Genomic DNA, 20,679 nt, shown 5'->3' on the forward strand with positions numbered 1-20,679 from the left:
ATAAAATCAATGGCTTACAATTGGTCTCGTTTTTGCTCTACTATCCTTATACAAAACATGCATAAATAACAAACACAAAGGACTAAACATGAGCTCATCAACTGTATCTAACATTACAAAACCACTTTCACTTATTGGCGGCATTTTATTATTAAGCGGCTGTGTGTTTCATATATCGCCAAGCGTTGCCTCAGTAAAACAAACTCAGCAGTTATCACTGCCAAGTAATAACCTAGAATACTTAAACGTATTAAGCGGTGCAGGCTCTCTTGAAATAAAAGGCTCGCCCAATGCCACCAGCATAAGTGTAGATGCCACAATTTTTACCGCCGACATTGAAGACGAATACACACTCACCCTTGAGCAAAATGGCAAACAAGCTACCTTAGTTGCTAACAATAATACTGCCAGCGGTATGCGTTTTTACAGCGGCCAATCGCCACACATTGATTTAGTGGTTACCGTGCCAAGTAATTTAATGCTCGATATTGATGATGGCTCTGGCGGCATTGCAATAAGCGCCATGCAAAATAATATAGATATAGAAGACGGCTCAGGTAGCTTATCTATCAACAGCGCTAAAAACCTTACTATTGAAGATGGCTCAGGCGATATAACCCTTGAAAACATCACCGGTAACTTAGCGCTTACCGACGGCTCTGGCAGCGTAAATATTAATAATGTTAGCGGCAACGCCGTAGTTGATGATGGCTCGGGTGATATGCGCATTAGCAATGTGCGCGGCACCTTAACTGTTGAAGACGGCTCAGGCAGCATGGCCATTAATAATATTAATGGTGCGGTTGATGTAGACGATAACTCTGGCGATTTAGTCATTGAGCACGTGCAAGCAAGCGTAACCATTGAAGATGGTTCGGGCAATATTCGTGTAAACCACGCTATGGGGCTTACCATTACCGAGTCGGGCTCAGGCGATGTAAGCATTGATAACATTAACGGCCCTGTAAAAGTAGCCGATTAATTATGACTAAATGATCCATTTTCAGCCACATGACCCATTGTATTTTTAAAGCCACTAAGCCATGCTAAAAGCCTTGATACTATTAGGATATACGCGTGTTAGAAATAGCTTTAATTTACTTAGCGGCGGCCATAGTGGCTGTACCTATCGCCAAGCGAGTGGGACTTGGCTCGGTACTTGGTTATTTAATTGCGGGCATACTAATTGGCCCTTACGCCCTGGGTATTGTGGGCGATCAAACAGATGTAATGCACTTTGCCGAGTTTGGCGTAGTGATGATGCTGTTTTTGGTTGGCCTTGAGCTACAACCAGCCCGTTTATGGAAGCTTCGCCATTCAATATTAGGGCTTGGCGGCTTACAGGTCGTACTTACCGCCGCGGCTATTTTTGCGTTTTGTTATTGGGTTTTTACCATGCATTGGCAAACCGCCCTCGCCATTGGCTTAATGCTGGCGCTGTCATCAACCGCTATTGTACTGCAAAGCCTTGAAGAAAAAGGCTGGCTAAAGCAAGAAGCCGGGCAAAATGCATTCTCGGTTTTGCTGTTTCAAGACATCGCCATTATTCCTATTTTAGCGCTCCTACCACTACTGGCTTTTGCGCCGCAAAGTAGCTCCAAAGACATTAGCGACTCCATTATTGCAAGCTGGCCGGTATGGCAGCAAGTTGGCGTATCGGTAGCGGTTATCGCCGCTATTATTGCCGGCGGAAAATATGTGTCGGCGCCGTTATTTAGATACATAGCACAAACCCACATGCGTGAAATATTTACTATTTTTGCGCTGTTTTTAGTGGTGGCTATTGCCCTTGTGATGCAAAGTATTGGTTTATCTCCAGCACTCGGTACATTTTTAGCCGGTGTAGTCCTTGCCGAAAGCGAGTTTAGACACGAGCTAGAAGCCGATATAGAACCCTTTAAAGGCCTACTGTTAGGGCTGTTTTTTATCACTGTTGGCGCATCAATCAACTTTGAATTATTAGCGGATGAATTTACAACCGTTATTGCACTCGTTGCGCTGCTTATTGTAGTAAAAGCCTGTATTTTATTTGCCCTTGCTATCACCTTTAATATTAGTAAAAAGCAGCGTTTACTATTTGCCTTAGCGCTGGCACAAGGCGGCGAATTTGCCTTTGTACTTTTAAGTGTAACCACTACATTAAGCATATTAACGCCAGAGCAAACAAGCCTCGTGACGTTAGTGGTGGCTGTTTCAATGTTGGTTGCGCCACTGTTATTAATGGCTTACGAGCAGCTACAAAAACGCACCAGTAACAGCGCGCCCGAGTTTGACAAGCCCGAGCAAATTAGCAGCGCTAAACACGTTATAATTGCAGGCTACGGGCGCTTTGGGCAAATTATGGGGCGCTTATTACACGCCCAAGGCTACGACATTACTGTACTTGATCACAGCCCTAGCCAAATAGAACTCCTACGCCGCTTTGGCAATACCGTATTTTATGGTGATGCTGCCCGCCAAGAGCTGCTAGAAGCCGCAGGCGCGCACACCGCACAAATGCTAATTGTAGCAATAGACGATGCAGACAAAACCCTCGAGATTATTAAGCTTGCACATAAAAACTACCCGCAGCTTAAAATTGTTGCCCGCGCTATCGACCGCCGCCACGCCTATCAATTACTTAATTTAAAAGTAGATGCCTTTAACCGCGAAACGGTCGACTCCGCCATTAACCTAGCGGTAGATGCATTAGAGCTATTAGGTAACAATAAAGAAGATGCCCAGCGCGCCGGAAAACTATTTAGAGACCACGACCGCGCTGCCGTACTGCAACTTGCCGAACTGTGGGGCGACGACGCCAGCTACGGTGTAGCCGTGCGCCAACGTATGGAAGATTTAAAACAAGTACTGCAACAAGATAAGCAGGCACAAAGTGATTTAAATACCTGCGACAGCGGCGACTGTGAAGACGGCCTAACAGAGCTAGCTGATAGACCTAAAAAGCCTGATGATTCTCATTTGGAGTAGTGTCGGGCGGGTGGGGTGATACTTTTAATAGGTGGTAAATGTTTGTTTATAACTAAAAACACTAGTACCACTATCACTTTTCTATGGGAGTTATTAGTTAGATATTATTTCGCTTAGTAGCTCCTTAATACTTATATTTCCTTTCCTATGTAGCATGGCATGACAATTAGGACATACTGGTCGCAAGTCCCTTATTGGATCAACTTGATATTCATCACCTATATCTGAAATCGGGACTATATGATGGACATGAATAAATCCTTTACCTCTTTTACCGTAGGTTTCCTCAAAGTTAAACCCACATACAGTACAACTTACTCCGTACTCTTTAATACACTCGCTTCTTGCTTTTAAGTTTCTCTCATAGGAATTAACTATAATAGTTTTTTGCTGCCTTCTTTAAGTTCATTTGAAACCTCTTCGGGGTAAAGGTTATCTAAGTGTCCTATATCACTGAAATGTTCAAGCACTTCCACATAGAATGTGGAAAAATCATACCCTGCCCCATTCGACTGTATATCTATTAATTGATCAGCGTCACTTAGATTTTGGGCGCTTTGTGCAGAAATAAAAATATCTGCAGTATTTCTTTTATTTCTAAATTGAGATTTAGGGTTAGTAATAGAGTTTGAAGGGATATCAATCAAAAGCATTTGTCCAGAGTGTACATTATTTAGAACAAAGAACAGGTTTTCTTTAAACTTATTAAAAGGTACGTTTAACCACCACCCATTCTGTCCCCCGTAGACAGATAGATTCGCCCAGTGAGTATTTTTCGCAGTAAGAGGGACTCTCTTATTTTCTCTATTGATAAGTGATATAGCATTGTTTTTATTCATCTTTACATCCTATTTACGCGATTTATTTGGCCACATCTTCGACACCCTTTTCTCTTGTGTTGCGAGCCTTGCTCGCCAGATTAAATCCATTAACAAAATAGAAGTCGCAAAGTTAAAGCGCTGACGATTTGTTGAGCCCTCTTCTAATTCTGAAGGACCACCCCATGGCAACTCCCGTGTTAAGCTCGCCACTTTATGATTTTCAAAACTAATATCTTTCCATTTATGTCCAAATTCATTGCGAATTTTTCTTATTAAGTTAATTTCGTGAGATTCATTGTCTTGAATAAGACCTAAAGCATGTGCGGCAACTGCTCTAGAAGATAAATCACCTAAAGGCGCATTAAAACCATTAACCAATTTTTTGGCTGATTTATTTTCAACCAAAAAGCTTGTTAAGATATTTTGAAGCCATTCGTCGATTAATGCTGCTGCATTTAGTGCAGCTCCCCTATCACTCTCTTTATTAAACTCAGAGAAAAACTCTGAAAACTCTTTATGCTCAGGCTCTAAACTCACAAAAAACCTCCAGGTCTTAATTTTTTACTAAAAGAAATGTTACTATCTACACGAGGAGCGTTCCTATTGTGAGAACTTATATTAGTAACAAAGTGTATAAATTTTTACTAATTAAAAATAACATTCGGTAGTTAGGTTAATTTTGAAAAAATAAAAAAGGGAATTTGATTAGGTTATATCTGTGGCAGGAATTTAGGAAAGCTCTTTCAGTGTTACATTTAGCTCATAGCCAGTCACTCTTCCAGCTATGAGCTACTACATTTAAGTAATCTAAAATCTAATGGTGGTGTCCACCTTGAATCGCTTTACCTTGCTGATTATAAAACCCCGTTGCGCCGTGTTCTATAAAGCCTAGGTTGATCATTTTTGCTAAAAACGGGTCGTTTTCGTTATCGCCTATGTCGGCGTAGTCGGTGGTTTGAAAGCGATCCCACTTGGCAAACTGTGCGGTTATTTCTGCTTTATTGCTGTTTACATCGTTAAGGCTTAGCAAAGTATGCGTATCGCTTTTTTTATTGGTTACGCTAAAGCTTTTAACCAAGTTTGATTTGGTAAATAAAGCGAGTTTAAATTGGTTGTCGCCCTCAGAAAGTGTGTAGTTTTTTACTTCATCGCAGCCGTTGCCTTGGGTGTTAACTAGGGTCATTTTTTCGATTAAATGCGTATCCACCAGCTGATTTTTAGCGCTCCAACTTTGTACACCGCGTACCTCAGATGGCTGATATTCAATACCGCGTTGCTGAGCATTAAAATAACGAATTGGGCGAATTTGCTTGTTAGCTAAGTGCTGCCAAAGCTCAGTAATTACCTCACGCTGATGCGCAACTTGTGAGTTGTTTCGCCAAAGCGTAAGTGATTGCGTGCTTTGCTCGTTTTTATGAGTATTGGTAATTTTATAGTCGGCTTTTAAATGCACGCTATCAATTTTACATTGCTGCGCTAGGGTGCTGGTACTGGCAAGTGTTGCCATTAAAAATAATGCTAGTTTCATTAAATTATCTCTTATTTAAACGTCACTGTAATAGGCATTACCATACCCATTTACAGTGGCATTTTTATGACATAAAAAAACAACTCGCACAGCGTACGAGTTGTTTTTAAATACCCCATTTTTAATACGTACTTTATGTGCTGAGCGTACGTATTAAATTACTTATGGCGTTACTTTTTCATCAGCGGTAGTTACTAAGTCTGCTGCAAAGTCCATTACATGGAATAAAAAGCTTTGCTCGTTAGTGCCTGTAACTAAGTGAGCGCCTGGGCCCATTGCATATACGCCAACATCTTCACCTGCGTGAGTTTCTGAGCCAAGTGGTACAAGCGCCTCTTGGTGAAAGCCCGCTGAAGTTGTATCAACATCGGTTAAATCTACACGTCCTGTAACAGGTGCAAATGCATAACCTGCATCGGCATCGGTTTCATCGCCTAAATCTCTAAAGCCGCCACCGTTGGTGTAGCCAACTGTGGTGTATGGCATATCGTCGGCAGCTAGGCTTGGCTCGGTTTCGCCTACGGCAACAACTTTACCTAATATTGGGTTACCACGTTTAGGGTAGCCTGCAATAGTAAATACGTGGCTGTGATCGGCAGTTACTACTATTAGCGTTTCTTCTGGGTTAGTGTTTTCCATTGCCACTTGCACAGCTTTTGCAAACTCTACTGTGTCGTTTAGGGCATTGTAGGCATTACCCGCATGGTGCGCGTGGTCTATACGACCTGCTTCTACCGATAAGAAAAAGCCATTGTCGTTGTTATCTAGTACGTTAATTGCTTTTTCGGTCATTTCGCTAAGCGAAGGCTCGCCCGCTACATCGTTTGCACGGTCAGCTTCGTATTGCATGTGTGATTCGTTAAATAAACCAAATACTTTAGTGGCATCGTCGCTAATTGCATCAAAACCAGTTTGGTCCATAACGTAAGTGCCGCTTGGGTAAGTTGTTTGCCACTCGGTTACTAGGTTGCGGCCATCAGTACGGTCGCCTTCTACTGCGCTTACTGCATCGGCTGAGTTTGCTGCTTCATCTTTTGGTAAAAAGTGGCGACGTCCGCCACCCATTACAACATCAATGCCATCTACATCAATACCCGCATAACGCGACTCTAGGTTGGCTTCAAAGTTTACTAGTTGCGATGCAATATCTTCACAGGCTTCAGTGCCCTCTGGCATATCTGAGTTATCTTCCCAGTTACGGTCAGCCGATTTAGCATACGTTGCTGCAGGTGTTGCATGGGTAATACGTGCGGTTGAAATAAGGCCGGTTGCTTTACCCGCTATTTCAGCAAGCTCTAACGAGGTAACTAGTTCGTTGCCTGTTACCGTGGCACAGTCGCCGCGCTCAATGTCTTCATCTACGCCAATTACGCCCACATCGGTTTTAACACCTGATACCATTGCCGTCATTGTGCCTGCAGAATCCGGCGTTTGTGCATCTACGTTGTAAGTTTTAACAAAACCTGAGTACGGCATTTTTTCAAAGCTTAACTGGTAGTCTTCACCTAAACCGCCTTCAAGCTGGCCTGCTAAAATACGTGCAGCTGTTACGGTAGAAATACCCATGCCGTCGCCAACAAATAATATAACGTTTTTCGCTTTGCCAGATTCAGTAACCACTTCGCTATTAGCTTGCTGTGTTGCCGCAAGCTTTGTTTGTGCATCGCCATACCATGCGTTAGTCGTTAAGGTGGCAAGTTGTTCGCTGGTAAGTGACGTAGCAGGTGCATTACACACTAAGTTAGAAGAGGTAACTTCGTCGCTATCTAGCACGCCGTTGCCGTTTGTATCTACGCCAGTTTGGGTTTCTACGCCGCCATTAACACATTGCTCAGAGCCTACTGCAATGGTGTTATCTACCGCGAGAATATTATTTTCGTCTTTGTCGTCGTCACTACAACCTGCTAGCGCGACCATTACTGCTAAAGAAAGTACTGTTAATTTGTTCATGTTAGCCGCCATTATTGCTGAGTTAGTTCAAGAGCTTGATTAATTAAATGAAATACTACGTTTTGCTCAATTACGCCTTGAGCTAGCTGTGCGCCTGGGCCTTTTGCATGCAGCGAAATATCTTCACCGGCATGGGTTTCTGAGCCAAGAGGGACAGTGGTTTCTTGGTGAAAGCCAACATTGGTAGTATCAACACCACTAAGCTCTACACGTCCAGCAACTGGGCCAGCTGTATATGCTGCATCGGCATCTGTTTCATCAACTAAGTTTCTAAACCCTAAACCATTTGCATAGCCTACTGTGGTGTATGGCATATCGTCGGCAGCAAGGCTTGGTGTGGTTTCGCCTACGGCAACTACTTGGCCTAAAATTGGGTTACCGCGTTTAGGGTAGCCAGCAATAGTGAATACGTGACTGTGATCGGCGGTTACTAAAATAAGGGTTTCTTCTGGGTTGGTATTATCTACCGCAGCTTGCACGGCTTTAGCAAATTCAATGGTGCCGTTAAGTGCGTTGTAGGCATTACCCGCGTGGTGTGCGTGGTCAATACGGCCCGACTCAACGGTTAAGAAAAAGCCGTTTTCGTTTTTACCTAATACATCAATTGCTTTGCTAGTCATTTCGCTAAGCGATGGCTCGCCGGCAATATCGTTTGCGCGGTCTGCTTCGTATTGCATGTGCGATTCGTTAAATAAGCCAAACACTTTAGTGGCATCATCAGCAATGGCATCAAAGCCTGCTTGGTCCATAACATAAGTACCTTGTGGGTATTGTGTTTGCCACTCAGTAACTAGGTTACGCTCATCAGTACGATCGCCTTCTACAGCGCTAAGTGCATCTGCTGAATTAGCTGCTTCATCTTTTGGTAAAAAGTGACGACGTCCGCCACCCATTACAAAATCAAGACCGTCTACGTCGGTACCTACAAAACGTGCTTCTAGGTTTTTTTCAAAATTAACTAATTGCGAGGCAATGTCTTCACATGCAGTTTCGGTTTCTGGCATATCTGAGATATCTTCCCAGTTACGGTCTGCCGATTTAGCATAGGTTGCCGCTGGCGTTGCATGGGTAATACGCGCTGTTGAAATAACACCGGTTGCTAGGCCTTTAATTTCAGCAAGCTCTGTTGCGGTTAAAAGCTCATTACCCGATACAGTTGAACACACACCGCGCTCTATGTCTTCGTCTACACCAATAACGCCTACATCGGTTTTAACCCCTGAGATCATCGCGGTCATGGTGCCTGCAGAATCGGGGGTTTGCGCATCTACGTTATACGTTTTTACTTGCGCCGAGTACGGAAACTCTTCAAAGCTTAAATAACCTTCTTCACCTAACTCACCCGCGCGCTGGCCTTGTAAAATACGTGCCGCGGTAAGGGTAGATACACCCATGCCGTCGCCTACAAACAAAATAACGTTTTTAGCTTTTGTTGTTTGCTGGCTTTGTGCAAGCGCAGTTTTTGTGGCGAGTGTGGTTTGGGCATTTGTATACCAGTCATTGTCTGTTTGGCTTTGCGGTAATACATTGGCATGGCTTGCTGTGCTTAACATAAGCGTTAAGCCAACTGCCGCAGCAATTTTTTTAATTTTCATCCTTTATTATTCCCATAGTGTAGTGGTTATTTTTGCTTGAAGCGTATGCTTCAAATTAGTAACCGCAGCAATATAGAAAATGGATGTGACCTCTAAGCGTACTTTTAATGAAAAAAACATGACTAAAGCATTACAAAAATAAGACACAAAAAAGCGCAGCGTTTAAAAACGCTGCGCTTAGCACAATTTACACAGGGATAAATTTATAACATTAAAAACGCGCCTTAAACGATACGCCAAAGTAGCGCTCGGCATCACGTGGGATTTGATAACGGAAGTTGTCGCCACTGTAGGTTGTTGCGTAACTTTCGTCGGTTAAGTTTTTAGCAATAAGCGATACTCTAAATGCATCATCTTTAAACGACAAACCTACACTGGCATTTAAAATACCGTAATCAGGTAGTAACGCCGCGGGGTTAAACTCGCCTACATTATTTGGTAGGTCTGAGTATTGCTCGTCGGTGTAAATGTAAGAGCCGTTAATGTGAATATTAAAGTCGTGCTCTGTTTCAATAAAGTAATCAGCACTTAGTGAGTATTTTAAATCTGGCGAAAACGGGACATCTAAGCCAGAGCGGTCAGTACATGAGCCTGCTTCTACTTCTGCCGGACAATTAAACTCGTCAATTTCGGCCTGAATGTACGCAATACCACCAGTTAAAGTAAGTGAGTCGGTAGCTGCCCACATAAAGTCAACCTCAGCACCTTGTGTACTTACATCACCGGCATTGGTTAAACGGGTAATACAAGTGCCGTCTGAACAGTCAAAGTTATTGGCTTGAAAGCCTTCAATTTCGGTTCTAAATACAGCAAAGTTAAATACAAAGTCGCGGCTTGCGTATTTATAGCCAAGCTCGTACGCGTCTGACTCTTCTGGCGATATTTCGCGGCTATCGTTATCAGGGTTAAAGTTATAGTACACGTTAAAACCAGGGCCTTTGTAGCCTTGCGAGTAAGTACCGTAAACCATTTGGCCATCGCCTAGGTCGTATTGCATACCTAAACGACCTGACACATTGGTTTCTTCTGCACTGCCTGATTCATCAGTATTTAGTGCAGCTGAGCGTACACCTACACCGGTGCGACCAAATTCGTCATTGCTTACGCGGCGGTGTGTGTACGACACTTCATCGTCGGTGTAGCGAATACCAAACAGTACGCGTAAATCTTCAGATAAATCGTAAGTACCATCGGCAAAGGCTGCCCAATTGTTAAACTCGGTGCTCATGTACGCGGTTGCCGATACAATATCGTTAGCATTACAGCTTACACCTAGGCTTTGCGTGTAAGTGTCTAAATCGGCCAATGCAGTATCAAGTTCTGCACCGGTTAAATTATTTTGTGCGTAATACGCCATGGCAGCGTCTAGCTGGCCTGCGTTATTTTGACAACTCGCGTCACGGGTAAAGTTACGTTGCGAGTCCATGTTCCAGTAAAATAAACCAGCCACATAGTTAAACGGGCCTGCTAGGTTAGAGGTCACTCTAAATTCTTGCGAAAACTGATCCCACTGCTGTGCACCTAAGTCGTGTAATTGAAAGGGCGCGCCAAATACGGGCTCGTTACTGTCGCCGGCAATTGAGGTAAAGTCGCCTTCGCGGTATTCGGTGTTATCCCACGAGCGCTGCGCTGTAATTGACGTATACGTGTAGTCGCCAATGGTTTTATCAACCTGTACCGAAAACGCGCTGTGTTCGTCAATTGTGCGCGACTCATAGTCGTGATCCACTTTGCGCTGGTCTAGGTCTATATCGGCAACACCATCAACAATGCCGTTGCTGTTAGGCGCAGCTTGCGAATCTGGGTTACGGCCACTTGGTAGGGCTTCTAAATCGGCACAACAGTCGTCGTCGGCGTTATAAAATTCGGCAATAAATTTTACGTTTAAATCATCACTTGGCTCGTATTTAAATACAGCACGTGCGCCTTCACGGTCGTAACCGTTTACTTTTTCGTTGTTGTAAACGTTATCAATGTAGCCATCAAACTTACCTTTAAATACGGTTAGGCTTGCTGCTAAATCATCGGTTAAACCGCCACTTACCACACCTTTAAAGCGGTATTCGTTATCTTGATAAAATGAAGTTTCTACGCTGCCGGTAGTATCGTACGAAGGATCTTTGGTTGTAATGTTTACCACACCCGCCGAGGCATTTTTACCAAATAAAGTACCTTGTGGGCCGCGCAGTACTTCAATGCGAGATACATCGTATAAATCGGCAAAGGCTTGACCAGAGCGACCTAGCACCACGCCATCAACCACAGTTGCCACACTTGGCTCAGCAGCAATACTAAACGAAATAGTACCAATACCACGCACTGTTAGCGCTGAGTTACGGGTTGTGGTGCCTTTTCTAAAACTCACCGAAGGTACAAGTGACTGCAGGCCTTCCATGTTATTAGCAAACGCCGAATCAATCTGATCGCTATTAAGCACAGACACCGCAAGCGGTACTTCATTTAGGCTTTGCGTTCGTTTTTGTGAGGTAACAACAATTTTTTCAAACTGGTCGTTATTGTTTTGCTCTGCTTGTTGTTCAGTTTGCTCTTGCTGCGCATGTGCTTGCGTGCTTAGTGCTAAACCCGTTGTCATTGCTAACGTGACTGCCAAGCTTAAGACGGACTTTTTAGCTCTCATGTCATTCTCCAAATTGTGCGTGTGTGCTGTTAAATTACCGCGCTAGCAAGTGTGTGGGTTGCTAAAAAGCGGTGCCAGAGTGTTGTAGTTATTTTCCTTATATCTCTTATGTCTTATATAAGAGATATAAACTTAAACAAACTTATGTTCTATTGCAAACATTATGTGAATAAAATGTGATTTAAAATTTGTATAAAGAATATAACGGCGCGTTATGCGACCTTAGCAACGCCGATATGCGCCAAGCTGCTTTGGTAACGCTTATGCCATCGGCGTACGCTCCACCAGCTAAGCACAAAGGCGCTAGTCCAAACAGCAATTAAGCTTGGTACAAAGTACACGCTGGTGCCACCCACCAATCCAAGCGGAGAAAATAGTATGTACAAGCTTATAATTAAGCTCACTAATACAATCGCGCAAGGCAGTGCGTATTTCCACGGGCTTAGGTTTACCTCGGCTTTGCGGGTAAAGTTCCATGGTGTGGCAAGAGGTTTGTAGTAACCAATACCTAACATAATGGCCAGCTCAATAAAGAATAATATGGCGTAAATATGGATAAAGTTAATATCTACATCCAATACAAATTTAAGCAAAGTGTAGGCAATAACATGAAAAACAATAGCCACTTTAGCGCCCAGTGCAGGCACTTTGCGAGTAAATAACCCCACGAGCACAATTGTGATGACCGGAATGTTGTAAAATCCGGTAAATACACGAATTATGTGCCATAAACCTTCTGGCGCAAACATCAGTAATGGCGCGGTAATAAACGATAAAACAGCAATTACAATACTGGTAATTTTGGCCACTTTAATCAGCTTTTCGTCGCTTACTTTGTCTTTTTTCATGGGTTTGTATACATCTAAACAAAACAACGTGGCGGCACTATTTAACAGCGAATTAAACGAGCTAAATACCGCACCTAATAACACCGCTAAAAAGAACCCAGATAAGTACTGAGGCAGTACATCTTTAACTAAATGTGGGTAAGCTAAATCTATGGTTTGTAAGCTTTCGTGCTTATAAAGGTGATACGCAATTACGCCTGGGATCATCATCATAAAGGGTACTAGCACTTTAAAGTACCCTGAAAACAACACACCCTTTTGGCCTTCTACTAAGTTTTTAGCGCCCAGTGTACGCTGGATCACGTACTGATTGGTGCCCCAATAAAATAAATTTGCGAGGATCATACCGGTAAAAATGGTGCCAAATGGCACGGGATCGTCACTGCTACCAATGGCGTTAAGCTTTTCGGTATCAGTGTTTACCAGTGTGCTTAGTCCATCGGCAAAATTGCCATCGCCAAGGGCAATTAGGCCAAGGGTAGGCACTAAAATACCAATAATTAATAACCCAACACCGTTAATCGTATCGGATACTGCAACTGCCTTTAAACCGCCGAATACCGCGTAAATAGCGCCCACGGAGCCCACAATAATAATGGTGACAATTAAGCTTGCCTGATAGCTTAAGTTTAATAAGGTGGGCACATCAAACAGCCTAAGAACGGCAATTGATCCTGAATACAAAACAGAAGGGATCGTTATAAAACAATACCCTACCATAAATAAGATCACCGTCATGCGGCGTACGGTATCGTCAAAACGATCCCGTAAAAATTCAGGCAAGGTAGAAAACGCGCCGGCTAAATACCGCGGTAAAAAGATCAGCGCCATTATAATGGTTGATATCCCAGCTGTTACTTCCCACGCCATTGAGCTTAGGTTGTAACCATACGCTGAGCCATTAAGGCCAATAAGTTGCTCGGCCGATAAGTTAGTGAGGATCATCGACCCCGCTATAAATGTACCTGTTAAACCACGCCCCGCTAAAAAGTAGCCGTCTTGGGTGTTAACTTCCCCTTTGGTTTTTTGGTACGAGATATATCCTACCAGCGCCATAAACGCCAAGCACGATAGCAGTGTCATGGTAATGTTCATACCTTCCATCTTGCGCCCCTTTTAGCTTACTTTACTCGGTAAAAAGTAAGCTAATATCTTTATTATTGTGTGTGTTACGTGTGTTGTGTGTGTTTGCTATTAACCGAGTTTTATTTTGGCCATGCTGTTAGCTGGCTCATGTCTTGATCTGTGTGTTGAACCTCTGGACCTAGCTTGAGCGTATCGCCTTTACGAACAAATACGGCCATTTGTGTAAGCTCAAGTGTTTCTTCGTAATACTTGCCGCCTTGGTACGCCTGCCCATCAGGGAATCGCACCCACTCGCCTTGTGGTAAATAAAATTTAACTTTACCGTTTGGTACAACACATGGCACAACAAGGAGTTTTTCGCCGCACATAAATTGCTGATCAAAACTATGTGCCAGTACGTCATCAGGAAACGCCAATGCCATAGCACGCTGAATAGGCAGCCCTGTTTGCTGCGCTTGCTCTGCACATTCTTGTAAGTACGGAATTAACTGATAGCGTAATTTAAGCGCTGCAAATACTGCGTCACTTGCTTGCTCGGTGTATGACCACGGTTCGCGTGGGCCAATGCCATGTAAACGCATGTGCGCACTAAATACCGATGCCTGCGCCCAACGTACATAAAGCTCTGCATCGCGGGTGTCTTTGTAAAATCCGCCAATATCGGTTGCAAAAAATGGCCCGCCCGACATGCCCCACGCTAAGCTGCCGCGAATGCTCGCCGCTAAACCTTGCCAATCGGCTTGTGGGTCGCCGCCCCATTGTGCTGGGAAACGTTGGCTGCCTGTCCATGCTGAGCGGCTAAACAAAAATGGCCCTGTTTTACAGTATTTTTCGGCGGCTTCATAAACGCAGCGGTTGTACAGCATGCTATAAACATTATGCAGTCTAATGCCGCTGTCGCCACTGTGCGATACCATGTTTTCGTCTTCTAGCTGTTCGCCAAAGTCTGCTTTTATCATATCAACGCCAAGCTCAAACAGAGGCTTGTGCGACTCCAGCCAGTATTCGTAAGCATCGGGATGAGTAAAATCTAAAATACCCGACTCTGGTAATGGCGTAAGTACTTCGCCAAAGGGGCTTAAATCCCACTCGTATTGATACGCTTTACCTGTGCGTTTGTCTTTTATTAGCCAGCCGTTCTCGGCCGCTTTAGCAAATAATGGGTTGTTTACCGAGATCATTGGGTATTCCCACACGCAAATTTTAAAATCCATGGCTTTTAGTTCATCAAGCACAGGTTTTGGGTCGGCGTAACGTGTTGGGTCCCATTCAAAGGCAAAGCGGGTGTCGGTGTCTTGCCATGCGCGGCCATCAAGGGTAATTACATCGCACGGCATATTTTTAGCGCGTACTTCACGGGCGACACTTAATAGCTCGTCGGCATCTTTGTAGTACGCTTTTGATAAAATAACACCAAAACTCCACTGCGGTGGCACCGGTGCAAAACCAGTTAGCTCGCAGTAGCGATTAATACTTTGTGCAGGCGTTTGCTCTTGGTATAAAAATACATCTAATGCGTCGTCTTCTACTAAACACACATAAGCACGTTGCGACCAAAGTGCGTAACCTACACCATGTGTAACAGGCGCTGGTGTGTGTACAAATAAGTTCCAGCCCTCTGGGCTCCATGCGTATGGCGTATTTTTATAAGACTTTTCGGCGTTTACGCCCAGCGCATCGTGGTTGTATGAGCGAATAAGCTGGCCGCGTTTATCAAGCTTGCCCCATTTTTCGCCAAGGCCGTAAACGGCTTCGTCGTAATTAAGCTCTAGGCTTAAAATCCAGCCGTTATCGGTTTTGGCCAGTGGCGGTAAACGGTGCTGGCGCACAAAGTGGCCATCGGTTGCTGATTGCTGTACTAATTTATCGTTTTTATAAAGCTTAAAGTAAAAAGGGTCGCTGTAAAATTCTAAGCGGTACTCACCGGCGGTGGCTGCAAAGCCTTGGTCTAATTTATTAAGTGATAGCGGTAAGTTTGAAGGGGTGGTGGTTAATATTTTAAACGTCTCGTCATGCGTGGAGCCTGCATTTAAACGTAAACCAAACTGGCTTATGGTAACGCTGACCTCGCCAAATTGAGTTGGTAAAACTAGCACATGGCCTTGTAATTTAGGCTCTGCAGTTAAGCGTGCTGGCTCTATTGCGTTCCAGTCTGGCTCACGTAATTCAAATGCATTCATGGGAGTTCCTTAACCAATTATTAGTCTTGTATAAGACACAAGTTAAATAATTGTAATCCCCATGTCAATGTAAATAACCCTAAGATGAATTATTTACATCGTTACTTTTAAAATATGCCCGGTGCCGATGTTGCCACCAGCGAAACGCCGCTTAGGCCAAGCAATGCAATTGCTATTATACGAATCCATTTTGCATCAACGTAAGGCGTTAATTTACGAGCAAATTGCGTTACTAATAATACCAGCGGTATGGCCGCTGCAATTAAAAACATAATGTCGAGCTCGGGTAAGGTGCCAAATAAGGCAATACCAACACGGACTAAGCCACCAATGGTAAATACCGCAAGTAAGGTGCTACGAATGGCCTCAATGGACCAAGCTTGTTTATAGCACTGAAACACCAGCGGCGGCCCCGACGTTGAAAACAGCCCACCCAGCAAGCCACTTACGCCGCCGGCAATTAAAAACGAGCCACGCCCGCTTTGCTTATTTGCTCTATCACGGCCAATTAGCATTAAGCCACAACATAGCAAAATACTAATACCTAAAATAAAGTTTAAGAACTGCGTTAAATGCGCCGACATATATTCAAGCAGTATAAAACCTAACAGCATTAGCGGAATACCGGTATACAACATAAGTTTAAGCTCGGGCACTTTTACTGTACTGCGATTTTTAACCACCACAGTGGTTGAGTTAACTAAACCCAATAAACTCACTAAAAAGGTGGTGGCAGTGAGCGGTAAAACATCTAGCAACGTAAAGCTTGCAACCACCAGCAACCCAAAGCCAAACCCGCTAAGCGTTTGCATTATGGTGGCAAGGCTTAGGCACAACGCCATAAGCAAGATGAGTTCTAACGAAATACTGAGCACTTTAAATATCCTACGTGTGCGCTATTGTAGTGTAACGATTTGTTTTTAGGCATAATGTAAAAACAAACTACACGGCAATAGTTCACAATTAATTGAGCTTGCGCAAAACTGCGCAAAAAGTTTCACCTATGATATAAATACAGGTGGATTAAATTTAATGGTAAATAACAATGAGTAACTCTATGTTTGATCACAAATTAAGTGGCCCAAGCTTGGCTTTTCAACCACTTTACTTACAAGTGGCTGATTATATTAAACAGCTCATTGTTGAAAGACGCTGGGTACCTGGCGAAGTATTACCGAGCGAGTTTCGCCTTGCTGAAGAATTTAACGTAAGCCAAGGCACTGTGCGTAAAGCGCTTAATTTATTAACCGACGATAAAATAGTTACTCGCCGCCAAGGTGTTGGTACATTTGTATCTGAGCATACCGCGCAAGATGCCCTGTTTAGGTTTTTTCCGCTACAGGCCGACGGTAAAGGCGCCGACCTACCTAAAGCCGAGCTATTGTCGGTTGAGCTTTGCCCTGCACCACAAGATGTTATTGATGCGCTGCAACTTAATAAAAAAGACAAAGTCACTAAGCTTGTACGCAGACGCATTCTCGATAACGAATTTTGTATGAGCGAAACTATATATCTACCACAAAGTTTCTTTCCTGATATACATCAAAGTAGTGATATTCCGCACACATTGTATCATTACTACCAAACCAAATTTAACCAAACCGTGCATAAAACCCAAGACAGCATTAAAGCCGTTTTAGCAGATGAAACCGACGCTAAAATGCTCGCTATTAAAACCGGTGACCCTTTATTGTTGGTATCGCGCATTACCGAATCCATCGAAGGTAAACGCATTGAATACCGTTTAAGCAAATGCCGTAGCGATCATTACCACTACCAAATAGAACTTGATTAATTAACCGCGCTTTAGCCGCGTGTAAGTTATATTAGCGCATACTTATTAAATATTTTTTAAAGGCAGCAAACGCTGCCTTTTTGCTGCCTGTAGGTTTTTTAACACCTTTCATTTATTCTCTTACGGTTAACACAGTGTTGACACTGTTAGATTCGTATAATAACTTATGTCTTATACAAGACCAAAGTCATTATGCAATTTTAACAGGAATTCCCAATGAGTTCATTAAATAACATCCCGCCAGTCGGGTTCGGTTTATGGAAAGTAGCACAAGAAGATTGCGCGCAAACGGTGTACCAAGCTATTAAAGCAGGTTACCGCCATCTTGATTGCGCATCAGACTACGGTAACGAAGAACAAGTAGGCGATGGCATTGCTCAAGCAATAAAAGACGGCCTATGTACCCGCGAAGAATTATGGGTAACATCAAAACTATGGAATACTTTTCATGCGCCAGAGCATGTAGAGCTTGCCATTGATAAAACCTTGAGCGATTTAAAGCTCGACTACCTCGACTTATACTTAATTCACTTTCCGATTGCGCAAACGTTTGTACCAATCGAAACGCGCTACCCACCAGAGTGGTTTGTAGACCCAGATGCACAAAACCCACAAATGGAGCTGGCAAAAGTGCCGCTACACTTAACGTGGCAAGCAATGGAAGAGCAAGTACATAACAACAAAGCAAAACGCATTGGGGTGTGTAACTACTCAAGCGCACTTATTCACGATTTAATGACCTACGCCACAATTAAACCCGCCATGCTGCAAATTGAGTCGCACCCTTATTTAACCCAAGAGCGCTTAGTAAGGCTTGCAAAACAGTACGATATTCCGGTTACGGCATTTTCACCACTGGGTGCGCTTTCGTACCTTGAGCTTGAAATGGCCGATCAAACTGAGTCGGTGCTTGAGCAAAGCGTAGTAAAAGCTGCAGCGCAAAATCATGGCAAAACACCAGCACAAGTTGTACTGCGCTGGGGTGTGCAACGCGGCACCGCCATTATACCTAAAACCTCTAAATTTGAACGCATGAAAGAAAACCTCGCGCTGTTCGACTTTGAATTAACAGAGCAAGAAATGGCGCAAATTTCTGCGCTTAATAGCAACCGCCGTTTTAACGACCCTGGGCACTTTTGTGAAGCTGCCTTTAACCGTTTTCACCCTATTTACGATTAGGATAATAAAATGTCAGCTACCGAACTTAACTATGCCCAAGTGCCTACTCAATTAACGTTTGATGACTCGGTTTTTCCGTGCATTGTAGTTAATAACAATAACGCCAGCACCGTTGAAGAAGCGGTAGCTTTTATTCGCGCTAACAAAAGCGAGTTGGCTAAAAAACTACGCAGCTCAGGCGCTGTATTGTTTAGAGGCTTTCCTGTTGATAGCGCCGAAACCTTTGATACGTTTTCAGCGGGGTTTGATTACGACAACTTTACGTACCAAGAGTCGCTATCTAACGCGGTACGTATTAATTTTACCGAGCGTGTATTTACCGCTAACGAAGCCCCCAAAGATGTAGAAATTTACCTTCATCACGAAATGGCACAAACGCCTATTTCGCCAAGTAAGCTGTTCTTTTTTTGTAAATCGGCAGCTGAGGAAGGCGGCGCGACACCGCTTTGCCGCTCAGATAAATTATTTAGCGCTTTAAAGCAATTTGATAGCCAATTAGCCGATGACTTTGAGCAAAAAGGCTTAAAGTACACCACTTACATGCCCGCAGCCGACGATGCGACATCGGGCCAAGGCCGCAGCTGGAAAAGCACCCTAAGTGTTGAAACCAAAGAAGAAGCACACAGCAAACTTACCGAGCTAGGTTACGAGTGGGAATGGCTAGAAGATGGCTCTTTAAAAGCAATTACTCCGGTTTTACCTGCGGTAGTTACCCTTGAAAACGGCGTACAGGTTTTTTATAACCAACTTATTGCCGCTTACATGGGCTGGAAAGGCGTTCGCGAAAACCCATCGGTTGCTATTACCTTTGGCGATGGCAGTGCTATTCCTAAACAAGGGCTTGAAAAAATTGTTGAGCTATCAAAAGAATTTACCTTTGATTTAGCATGGCAAGATGGCGATGTAGCCTTAGTGGATAACGAAATGGCTATGCATGGCCGTCGCCCATTTACTGGCGAGCGTAAACGCCAAGTGCTTGTTGCACTGACAGCAGCTAACGCCTAATGCAAAGCTTAACCGGTGCATTAAAGGTAAAAGTTTCCCCGTTATGGCAAGGGGCCAGCATTGCTGCAATGACTGGCCTTGCTGCCTTATTTTTAAGTGAACACTATGGCGCGCCCGCTATGTTGTTTGCTTTATTATTGGGGATGGCGGTGTCGTTTTTATATCAAAGCGACAGCCCGTGCGCTAAAGGCATAGACTTTACCGGTACTACGGTTTTACGTGTAGGCATTGTATTACTTGGCACCCGTATAGCACTGGGCGATTTAATTACACTGGGCTGGCAAACAGCGCTAATGTTAGCTGGCGCTATATTTACCACCATTATTTTAGGGGTTGTACTTGCCCGGGTATTTGGGTTACAAAAACGCTTTGGCGCACTCACCGGTGGCTCAGTTGCTATTTGTGGTGCATCGGCAGCACTGGCTATTTCATCTATTATGCCCAACAGCGAGCATAAAGAGCGCGATACCTTACTTACCGTAATTGGCGTAACGGCCATGTCGACCATTGCAATGATTTTATACCCTATTGTGGTTAACTACCTTGAATTTGATGCACATAACGCCGGGGTATTTTTAGGTGGCACCATACACGATGTAGCTCAAGTAGTGGGTGCCGGTTATTCGGTATCGCCCGAAACTGGCGATATAGCAACACTTACCAAACTAGTACGCGTGGCTATGCTGTTGCCTGTAGTACTTATTATGATGGTGGTTATTAATCGCTCAAATAAAGGTAACCATGGCGAGTTGCCAAAAGTACCGGGGTTTTTAATTGGCTTTGTAATTTTAATGATTATAAACAGCACCTTTAACCTACCCGCTATTGTGCTTGAAACCACAAATGAGCTTTCTCGGTTCTTTTTAATTGCCGCCATAGCCGCCATTGGTATGAAAACAAACCTGGGCAAACTCACCGAGGTGGGCCTAAAACCAATAATTATGATTGTTGCCGAAACCATTTGGATAGCACTGTTAATACTTGGCTTTGTATTGTGTAGCTAAGTTGAGTAGCTAAGCATTAAACCTTGAGCGTATTGAGTGGATTGCCTACAATAGCGCATCACTTTTTAATAAAGATTAAAACC

The 20,679-nt window shown here is 43.7% G+C and carries 16 protein-coding genes; 6 read left to right on the forward strand and 10 right to left on the reverse strand.

All coding sequences use genetic code 11. The features are described 5' to 3' along the window. Positions 1 to 88 precede the first annotated feature (88 nt). Both PSH48_RS15345 and PSH48_RS15350 read left to right on the forward strand, forming a co-directional pair. Positions 89 to 982, forward strand: a complete 894-nt coding sequence (locus PSH48_RS15345; protein WP_029773069.1) for a DUF4097 family beta strand repeat-containing protein — start codon at positions 89 to 91, stop codon at positions 980 to 982. 95 nt (positions 983 to 1,077) lie between these two features. Beyond that, positions 1,078 to 2,967 carry a monovalent cation:proton antiporter-2 (CPA2) family protein gene (locus PSH48_RS15350; RefSeq protein WP_138611257.1) on the forward strand — a complete coding sequence of 630 codons (1,890 nt, stop codon included), beginning with the start codon at positions 1,078 to 1,080 and terminating at the stop codon, positions 2,965 to 2,967. A 93-nt stretch (positions 2,968 to 3,060) separates the two neighbouring features. Here the strand turns inward: PSH48_RS15350 and PSH48_RS21195 are convergent, their stop codons facing one another. From PSH48_RS21195 to PSH48_RS15400, 10 genes are all read right to left on the reverse strand, one after another. Continuing rightward, complete coding sequence (locus PSH48_RS21195) at positions 3,061 to 3,348, reverse strand: HNH endonuclease (protein ID WP_337946952.1); 288 nt, start codon at positions 3,346 to 3,348, stop codon at positions 3,061 to 3,063. Beyond that, positions 3,342 to 3,806 carry a hypothetical protein gene (locus PSH48_RS15360; RefSeq protein WP_273611824.1) on the reverse strand — a complete coding sequence of 155 codons (465 nt, stop codon included), beginning with the start codon at positions 3,804 to 3,806 and terminating at the stop codon, positions 3,342 to 3,344. Before PSH48_RS15360 ends, PSH48_RS21195 begins: the two co-directional genes overlap by 7 nt. A 9-nt stretch (positions 3,807 to 3,815) precedes the next feature. Next, on the reverse strand, positions 3,816 to 4,325 hold the full coding sequence (locus tag PSH48_RS15365) for a mannitol operon repressor (protein ID WP_029773066.1): 510 nt from the start codon (positions 4,323 to 4,325) through the stop codon (positions 3,816 to 3,818). Positions 4,326 to 4,602: 277 nt separating this feature from the next. Further along, complete coding sequence (locus tag PSH48_RS15370; protein ID WP_029773065.1) at positions 4,603 to 5,316, reverse strand: hypothetical protein; 714 nt, start codon at positions 5,314 to 5,316, stop codon at positions 4,603 to 4,605. A gap of 162 nt (positions 5,317 to 5,478) precedes the next feature. Beyond that, positions 5,479 to 7,266: an alkaline phosphatase gene (locus tag PSH48_RS15375; protein WP_024034005.1), complete on the reverse strand. Its 1,788-nt coding sequence runs from the start codon at positions 7,264 to 7,266 to the stop codon at positions 5,479 to 5,481. 11 nt (positions 7,267 to 7,277) lie between these two features. Beyond that, on the reverse strand, positions 7,278 to 8,861 hold the full coding sequence (locus tag PSH48_RS15380) for an alkaline phosphatase (RefSeq protein ID WP_029773064.1): 1,584 nt from the start codon (positions 8,859 to 8,861) through the stop codon (positions 7,278 to 7,280). Positions 8,862 to 9,072: 211 nt separating this feature from the next. After that, complete coding sequence (locus PSH48_RS15385; RefSeq protein ID WP_029773063.1) at positions 9,073 to 11,499, reverse strand: TonB-dependent receptor; 2,427 nt, start codon at positions 11,497 to 11,499, stop codon at positions 9,073 to 9,075. Between the two features lie 212 nt (positions 11,500 to 11,711). Then, positions 11,712 to 13,451 carry a solute:sodium symporter family transporter gene (locus tag PSH48_RS15390; protein ID WP_273610161.1) on the reverse strand — a complete coding sequence of 580 codons (1,740 nt, stop codon included), beginning with the start codon at positions 13,449 to 13,451 and terminating at the stop codon, positions 11,712 to 11,714. A 101-nt stretch (positions 13,452 to 13,552) separates the two neighbouring features. Next, positions 13,553 to 15,613: a glycoside hydrolase family 31 protein gene (locus PSH48_RS15395; protein WP_273610160.1), complete on the reverse strand. Its 2,061-nt coding sequence runs from the start codon at positions 15,611 to 15,613 to the stop codon at positions 13,553 to 13,555. Positions 15,614 to 15,720: 107 nt separating this feature from the next. Further along, complete coding sequence (locus PSH48_RS15400; protein WP_004586028.1) at positions 15,721 to 16,488, reverse strand: sulfite exporter TauE/SafE family protein; 768 nt, start codon at positions 16,486 to 16,488, stop codon at positions 15,721 to 15,723. 170 nt (positions 16,489 to 16,658) lie between these two features. Here PSH48_RS15400 and PSH48_RS15405 point away from each other — a divergent pair, with 170 nt between their 5' ends. The 4 genes from PSH48_RS15405 to PSH48_RS15420 all read left to right on the forward strand — a co-directional run bounded on the left by PSH48_RS15405 (position 16,659) and on the right by PSH48_RS15420 (position 20,596). Next, a complete protein-coding gene (locus tag PSH48_RS15405) occupies positions 16,659 to 17,408 on the forward strand; it encodes a GntR family transcriptional regulator (RefSeq protein ID WP_029773102.1) in 750 nt (249 codons plus the stop codon). Positions 17,409 to 17,624: 216 nt separating this feature from the next. Next, the gene (locus PSH48_RS15410; protein WP_029773103.1) at positions 17,625 to 18,587 is read left to right on the forward strand and encodes an aldo/keto reductase; all 963 of its coding nucleotides are present in this window, start codon (positions 17,625 to 17,627) and stop codon (positions 18,585 to 18,587) included. A 9-nt stretch (positions 18,588 to 18,596) separates the two neighbouring features. After that, positions 18,597 to 19,592, forward strand: a complete 996-nt coding sequence (locus tag PSH48_RS15415) for a TauD/TfdA family dioxygenase (RefSeq protein WP_004586031.1) — start codon at positions 18,597 to 18,599, stop codon at positions 19,590 to 19,592. Next, on the forward strand, positions 19,592 to 20,596 hold the full coding sequence (locus tag PSH48_RS15420) for a YeiH family protein (RefSeq protein ID WP_024034013.1): 1,005 nt from the start codon (positions 19,592 to 19,594) through the stop codon (positions 20,594 to 20,596). Before PSH48_RS15415 ends, PSH48_RS15420 begins: the two co-directional genes overlap by 1 nt. Positions 20,597 to 20,679 lie beyond the last annotated feature (83 nt).

The organism is Pseudoalteromonas sp. Angola-4, from assembly GCF_028599265.1.
Taxonomy (GTDB): Bacteria; Pseudomonadota; Gammaproteobacteria; order Enterobacterales; family Alteromonadaceae; genus Pseudoalteromonas; species Pseudoalteromonas atlantica.